At 50.9% G+C, this 7,937-nt stretch carries 3 protein-coding genes and 1 pseudogene; all 4 read right to left on the bottom strand.

Annotation, left to right across the window (positions count from 1 at the left end; genetic code table 11):
• Positions 1-2,497, bottom strand: a 2,497-nt coding sequence (locus tag D7Z26_RS02120; RefSeq protein ID WP_120974299.1) for a leucine-rich repeat domain-containing protein, incomplete at its 3' end; no start/stop codon positions are given.
• A gap of 262 nt (positions 2,498-2,759) precedes the next feature.
• A pseudogene (locus tag D7Z26_RS02115) lies at positions 2,760-3,476 on the bottom strand (alpha/beta hydrolase family protein); the annotation flags it as partial.
• Positions 3,477-3,756: 280 nt separating this feature from the next.
• Positions 3,757-6,420, bottom strand: coding sequence for a pyruvate, phosphate dikinase (gene ppdK, locus D7Z26_RS02105; protein WP_120974295.1), 2,664 nt, complete (start codon positions 6,418-6,420; stop codon positions 3,757-3,759).
• 373 nt (positions 6,421-6,793) lie between these two features.
• Positions 6,794-7,792, bottom strand: a complete 999-nt coding sequence (bioB, locus tag D7Z26_RS02100; protein WP_199731638.1) for a biotin synthase BioB — start codon at positions 7,790-7,792, stop codon at positions 6,794-6,796.
• Positions 7,793-7,937: the final 145 nt, after the last annotated feature.

Here is a 7,937-nt window from a genome sequence, read left to right as displayed (position 1 = left end):
CGCGATCGCTCGCCGACGCTTGTCCTACGCCTAAACCTTCGGGATGGCCCGCTAGCGTCTGGGTCGCATCCACCAACAAATGTTCCAGATCCGTCGCGTCCCCGGCCTGGATAATCACGGCTTCGAATGTCGCCGTCGCCGCTTCCAGATCAGCGACGGCATCATCCAACTGAGCCTGAGTTTGGTTCAGCGCATCGTCGGCGATTGCCTGCGCGGCGCTGATCGCTGCCTGCAAAGCGCCGCGATCGCCCGCCGACGCTTGTCCTACGCCTAAACCTTCGGGATGGCCCGCTAGCGTCTGGGTCGCATCCACCAACAAATGTTCCAGATCCGTCGCGTCCCCGGCCTGGATAATCACGGCTTCGAATGTCGCCGTCGCCGCTTCCAGATCGGCGACGGCATCATCTAACTGAGCCTGAGTTTGGTTCAGCGCATCGTCGGCGATTGCCTGCGCGGCGTTGATCGCTGCCTGCAAAGCGCTGCGATCGCTCGCCGACGCTTGTCCTACGCCTGAACCTTCGGGATGGGCCGTCAATGCCATCCCAGCGTTCGTTAACCGCGTATTGAGCATCGATGAATCGCCAGCCGGCACGATGGCTTGCTGGAATGCCGTTATCGCAGCATTCAATGCGCTTATTGCCGCATCCAACTGACTTTGCGTGTAATCGCCCGCATTATCCCGAATAAGCTGAGCCGTATCGATGGCCGTTCTCAGCGTAACGCGATCGCCGGCTGACGTCTGCCCGACTCCCGAGCCTTGCGGATGGTCCGCCATCGCCTGCTGCGCAACCGTGATCGTCGCGCCGAGCGCCATCGGATTGCCGGGTCCGATGACCGCGGCATTGAAGGCTTGAATCGCTGAACTTAACGAGCTGACGGCAGCATCCAACTGACTTTGCGTGTAATCGCCCGCATTATCCCAAATAGGCTGTGCCGTATCGATGGCCGTTCTCAGCGTAACGCGATCGCCGGCTGACGTCTGCCCGACTCCCGAGCCTTGCGGATGGTCCGCCATCGCCTGCTGCGCAACCGTGATCGTCGCGCCGAGCGCCATCGGATTGCCGGGTCCGATGACCGCGGCATTGAAGGCTTGAATCGCTGAACTTAACGAGCTGACGGCAGCATCCAACTGACTTTGCGAGTATTGCCCAGCGTTCTGTAGAATCTGCAACGCCGCGTTGATCGCCGTCTGCAACGCGATGCGCGTTTCCGAAGACGTTTGCCCCACGTTCGCGCCTTCCGGATAAGCCGCCATCGCCTGCTGCGCATTCGCTAGGGCATTGCCGAGCGCCGTCGGATCTCCGGCCGGTATAATCGCAGCCGTGAACGTATCCATCGCCGCATTTAACTGGGCGACGGCGACGTCCAATTCATCCTGCCGGTAATTGGCGGCCTGATTGAAGATCTGCCGCGCCGCGTCGATCGCAGTCTGTAGCGCGCTTCGAGCGCCCTCCGATGCTTGTCCCGCGTTCGTTCCTACGGAATGACCTGTAAGTGCCTGCACCGCTTCGGTCAGCGCCGTCCCCAACGCCGCAGGATTGCCCGCCCGGATAATCTGTCCCTCGAATACCGAGATCGCCGCGGTCACCGGGATTGCGGCGGCCGCCAAGTCGGAGGCGACGGTCGCGTTCCCGATACCGTCGATATAGGCCATGGCGGCGTCATACGCCGCGGTCAAATCGCTATAAGCATTAGCCGGCAATTGTCCTATGCCGGTACCAGGAAAATGATTGTTCAAATATGCCTTAGCGGTCGCGACCGCTTGAAACAACGTCGTTCCGTCAACGAACGTGTGACCGTTATTCGCTGCATAAGTGGCTGCGGGAGAATTCGAGATTCCGAATAGTTTGAGATTCCCCGGATTGCCCGCAAAGACGCCTGTCCCAAAAGATGTCGCAGCGCCTAACACCGTTACGCTGGTCAAGCTGTTATTATAGAATGAGCTGCTGTCGACTTTCGTTACACCGGCCGGTATGACCAATTTCGTAATGTGATTGGTGTCGAAAGCCCCTCCATTAATCGTCTTCAAATTTTCCGATAATTTAATCGATGTTAAACTATTCATGTAAAAAGAATAGTTTCCGATCGACGTCACGCTATCCGGGAATACGACGTTCGTGAGCGGATTGTTCTCGAAGGCGCTGGAGCCGATCGTTAACAAGCTGTCCGGAAGGTCTATGGAAGTGAGGCTATTATAACGGAAGGCATACGTTTGGATCTGATTCACGGTATTCGGAATTGCGACGCCCGTGAGTTTGGATTTGCCCGTCACATAAGTATCGAACGCCGATCTGCCGAGCGAAGTTACTGCCTCCCCCCCTAACGTGGCTGGAATGACCACGTTCACATCCGTGCCGGAGTAACCTGTAACGGTGGCGCCATTGCCGCTAACGGTAAAAACAAATTCATTTTCTGCCGCGTGCGCACTATGAATCTGCGATAATGAAGTCCCGAACGCTAATAGGGCAATCAATAGGCATATAACTGATTTTTTCATGTTTTTCTCCTTTATGATGAAACTTGTCGAATGGACGGGTACCACATTTCATTATAGAGACGGCCAATAAATAAATAATGAAAGAATCAGCCGAATTCACGCAGTATCAAGCTTTGCGAGGTTTTAAATTTTTTTTTTTGTGAAGCCGGTATTCGGATTATGTCGGTTTATCTCTAAGGGGATAGTGGAGAGTCTCGCATGTTCTCCGTTAGGATTTCTGTAGAGCAATCACTTCCCCCTCTTTTTTGCTTAATAGCGAACTTACGAACTTCACCTCCGGAAAGCGGCTATGCTCCGTATTGTCGATATAGAGGAATTGACCCTCTCTGTCACGCAGTCGATAAAGCCCTCAATCCAAGACTATTCCAACCGCAATTCGTGGATCGAAAGAAGCGTCATAGGCCGTCGCTCCGCCGATGGAATGTCCGAAAACCCCGACGTGACCTAGATCAATCCTCCCTTTTAGATGACTTGGGATCTGCCCTGATTGGATGAGCTCGAATTGGTCCAGCGTAAACGCCACATCGTCGGTTAAAACTTTTCCCAACTTGTCGCGGTTTCCTCTTTCTGTCCGGTAATCATGGAAGGGGGAGAACAAATCGTTGGTTGAGCTGGTCTTGATTTGCCCGTCCGGAAACTCGGTTGCAAATGTATTGTAGGTGTGATCGATCACTGCCACGATATATCCACGACTCGCGAGATTTTGGGCTTGCGACGTGTGGAGGAACCTGGAGGAGCCGAAGCCGGGATTCGTAAGAATCAGCGGTTATGAAGTCTGTGCCGAAGAGACTTCGGCTCCCGAATAAACATGACTGGATACGTACTTCAGGTGTTGAAGAGTAAACCCTGGAAGGCCATAGTTCTCGGCCATATAACTTAAAATCCGGGTGTCGGGGATAAAGGGAGCGTACTTGCCGCTACCAGCTTGAGCCGGATACCATACCTGAACCATCAATTTCCTCTTACCATCTCTGGATTTGTCGGTTTTTTTAAAAAAGTTATCGTGAACAGTTTATAAAGGCAAATCCTTCGCTTTAAATACGCGAATAGCAAGGAAGTAAAGGACGATCCCTATTACCGCAAGCGCAACGTACTGGGGAACGCTCGTAACGGCTGTTAACCCTGCGGAAAATAAGGGTACGTATCTGATGTTCGGTGTCCGGATATTTGCTCCTACACAAGTAATCCCGATGATCTCACGTAGCATCATCGGGATTTTTCATCCGTACTAAACAGTATGGCTTAATCCGGCTCTCTTCTCACATTGCCTGATTTTTCGCCAATCCCCGGTTCTTCTGTTCGATCGCGGCTTGGGCGGCAGCAATTCGGGCCATGGGAATCCGGTAAGGAGAACAGCTGACGTAATTCAGTCCGATTCGATGGCAGAAGAAAATCGAGTCTTTATCCCCTCCATGTTCTCCGCATAACCCCGTTTTCAATGCCGGCTTAACGCTACGGCCGCTCGTCACTGCCATGCCGATTAGTTGACCGACTCCATCAGCGTCCAGAACCTGAAATGGGTTGTCAGCAAGCAATTTTCGATCCAGATAGTGTCCCAAAAACTTCCCTTCCGCGTCATCACGGCTGTAGCCGAACGTCATTTGAGTCAGATCGTTGGAGCCGAAGGAAAAGAAATCCGCATATCCCGCTATTTCACGGGCTGTCAATGCAGCGCGGGGAACTTCGATCATGGTTCCTACACGATACCGGATTCCGTTTTTGTATGCCGGACCGAGTACCTTCTCTGCAGTGGAGACCACCAACTCCCGCATAACCTTCAACTCGTTGGCATGGCCTACGAGGGGAATCATGATTTCGGGAATAACCTCGAATCCTTGAGCCGTGCTGACCGCTGCGGCATGGAATATAGCCTCGACCTGCATTTCGTAGATTTCCGGAAATACGATACCCAGTCGGCATCCTCGATGGCCGAGCATAGGATTCGATTCATGCAGGGAATTCACCTTGCGGATGAGTTGCGCTAGACGGGCTTTGCCTTCTTCCGTTTCCGCGGTAAACAGTTGCTGCTGCAATTCTTTGAGGTTTGGAAGAAATTCATGCAAAGGTGGATCCAGCAATCGGATCGTAACGGGAAAACCGGTCATGTTCTGAAAAATCCCTTCGAAATCCGACTGTTGCATCGGAAGAAGTCGGTTCAGCGCTGCCTCGCGCTGTTCAGGCGTATCGGACAAGATCAATTCCTGCATCACGACCAAACGCTCAGGGGCGAAAAACATATGCTCCGTACGACATAATCCGATGCCCTGCGCACCGAACTCTCGAGCAATTTGAGCATCTTCCGGATTATCCGCATTGGCATATACCTGCATTGTCTTGATTTCGTCCGCCCAACTCAGCATTTGCATGAGATCGTCCGTAACCGTGGCTTCCTTCAACGGGACAACGCCTTTCATGATCCTTCCGCTGGCTCCGTCCAGCGTCAACCAGTCGCCTTCGGATATGGTTTGGTCGCCGATAAGCATGAATTTGTTACCCAAATCAAAGACGATATCTTCACAGCCGCAAACGCACGGTTTTCCCATTCCTCTTGCAACAACGGCCGCGTGGCTCGTCATACCTCCCCGGCCTGTCAAGACCCCGTTGGAAGCGATCACGCCGTGTATATCCTCCGGGGTCGTTTCCGGGCGAGCCAATAGGACCTGCTTTCCGACTTTTTCCCACTCAGAAGCCGTATCGGCATCGAATACGACCTGGCCGACAGCTGCCCCCGGGGAAGCTGGCAATCCCGTCGTCAGCACGATCGGAATCGAGCTTTCGTCAATCCCTCTATGAAGAAGTTGATCGAGATGGGAGACTTCGACTCTTTGCAGGGCCTCCTCTTTATTCAGCGTGCCTTCTCGAACCAGATCAACCGCGATTTTCACCGCCGCAAGCGCATTTCGCTTTCCGTTCCTTGTTTGGAGGACATAGAGTTTCCCATGCTCCACCGTAAACTCGATATCCTGCATGTCTTTATAATGGTTCTCCAACTGGCGGCATATCAGATCTAACTCACGATACAACTCAGGCGCTTCGCCTTTGAGTTCCTGGATGTTTTTCGGTGTTCTCACGCCCGCTACGACATCTTCGCCTTGGGCATTCATCAAGTATTCACCATACAGGACGTTTTCTCCGGTCGAAGGATCCCGCGTGAAGACGACCCCCGTTCCGCAATCCGTTCCTTTATTTCCGAACACCATGCACTGCACGTTTACCGCCGTCCCTTGATCATCGGAAATGCGATGGATGTTCCGATAAAATTGCGCTCTTGGATTGTGCCAGGATTTAAATACGGCTTCGACAGCCATATTCAACTGTTCATCCACGTTTTGCGGGAAGTCGTGTCCCGTCTCCTTCAGTGTAAGCCGTTTATAATCGGTAACCAGTTGTTTCCAGCCTTCACTCGTAATCTCTTGATCTTGGGTCACGCCGAGGCTCTTTTTCAATTGCTTGATCGACCGTTCGAAATAAACGGATTCGATTCCCAAAACTACGTTCCCGAACATTTGGATCAACCTTCTGTAGCAATCGAAAGCAAAACGTTCATCTCCCGTGGAGTCCGCCAACCCCCTTACCGTTTGATCGTTGAGTCCTAGGTTTAATATGGTATCCATCATACCCGGCATTGAAGTGACGGATCCAGAACGAACCGATACGAGTAAAGGATTCGAAGGATCCCCGAAAAACTGGCCTTTAGCGGCCTCCAACTGCCTCATTGCGCTCTTGATCTGTGGCGCTAATTCATCCGGAAGACTGTTTCCGTTTTGAAAAAAAACCTTGCAAGCTTCCGTCGTAATAGTGAATCCGGGAGGCACTTGCAAACCTACGCTAGTCATTTCTGCCAGATTTGCTCCTTTCCCTCCCAACAAGGCTTTCATTTGGGCATTTCCCTTGTGGAAGGCGTACACCATATTCTTCGTCATTCGATTGTCTCCTCTTTGGATGTTTGATTAGTGTGTCATAATTATATATATGAGTCATTATTATTGGAAATGGTAGTTTTATTATGTTTCATTAAAATCATTTATGACATACTAATTAGTCACAAATTCGTCAATATTACTTTTTAAGAACCCCTCTGACATGGAAGCGGATTATGTGCGGTTTCGGTCCTAATCTGACTGAAGATGAGTTAATTATCGTTACGATCTGGTTGGCAGGAATGAAAAAAGCTGCTTCGACGGTCTCGAGAGAGGCCATTCGAAGCAGCTTTGTTATTGATCCGCCATCTTATTTTCATGAAGTTGCTGACAATAATTAGAGTTCCTTTTCCATCCATTCCATGATGTCACCGCCTTACAGAGCGTTCAACTCGATTTCGAATCCCAAATCTTCAATGATTTGATGATCGGCAGACACTTCTTGACCAGCCGTCGTTAAATAATCGCCAACGAACAATGAGTTTGCAGCGTATAAAGACAAGGGTTGCAGTGTTCGGAGATTTACTTCACGGCCGCCGGCTACGCGGATTTCTTTAGATGGACAAACCAATCGGAATAAGGCTAGCACCTTTAAGGCTTTCATCGAAGAGGTGCGGCCTGCATGCTCTAGAGGAGTCCCCGGTATCGCGTTTAAGAAATTGATCGGGATCGAATCTGCGTCGAGTTCGCGGAGCGCAAAAGCCATTTCAACAATTTCTTGATGGGTCTCGCCCATGCCGATAATAACACCGGAGCAAGGAGACATTCCGTGCATCTTTACCTTCTCTACGGTTTCAACACGCTGATCATATGTATGGGTCGTAGTGATGGAAGGGTAGTTGGCCTTACTCGTATTCAGGTTGTGGTTGTAACGATGAACACCGGCCTCGGCAAGTCGTTCGGCTTGATCTTCCTTGAGAATGCCTAGGCATGCGCAAATTTTCAGCGGCATAGTCTCCCTAATTTCTTTAACGGCGTCAACCACTTGATTAAGCTCTTTTTCCGTAGGTCCTTTCCCAGCTGCTACGATGCAATAGGTCCCGGCTTTGCGAGCCATCGCTTCACGTGCGCCAGCAACAAGCGTTTCTTTATCGAGCATCGTATATTTACTGACCGGCGCCGTCGAAACGATCGATTGCGAACAATAGCCGCAGTCCTCAGGGCAAAGGCCGCTTTTAGCGTTAATGATCATGTTCAGCTTCACTTTTTTGCCGTAGAAATGTCTTCTCACCGTAAATGCAGCATTCATGATCAGAAGCACTTCATCATTGTCGGCTTCGAGTACCGAGAGCCCCTCCTCTAAAGTTAGACGTTGACCGCTCAAGGCTTTCGCGGCAAAAAATTGCCATTTCGTATTTGCCATATTGGTTTCCATCTAAATCATCCTCCCATGCTTTGAACTACTACCATCCGCGCTTTAATTGTTAACCTAAATTATTTTCAGAGGTTAACAATTAGCAATACTAGCAGATCAATACTTCGAAGTAAAGAGAATACAAGAGTAGGTCTACCCATTGATT

Source organism: Cohnella endophytica (assembly GCF_003628305.1).
GTDB lineage: Bacteria > Bacillota > Bacilli > Paenibacillales > Paenibacillaceae > Cohnella > Cohnella endophytica.
This window is presented reverse-complemented; position numbering and strand designations above follow the sequence as displayed.

What these genes read in the sequence shown, in the direction of transcription:
- ppdK (WP_120974295.1), bottom strand. Translation starts at nt 6,420, where the DNA reads ATGACGAAGAATATGGTGTACGCCTTCCACAAGGGAAATGCCCAAATG.
- bioB (WP_199731638.1), bottom strand. Translation starts at nt 7,792, where the DNA reads ATGGAAACCAATATGGCAAATACGAAATGGCAATTTTTTGCCGCGAAA.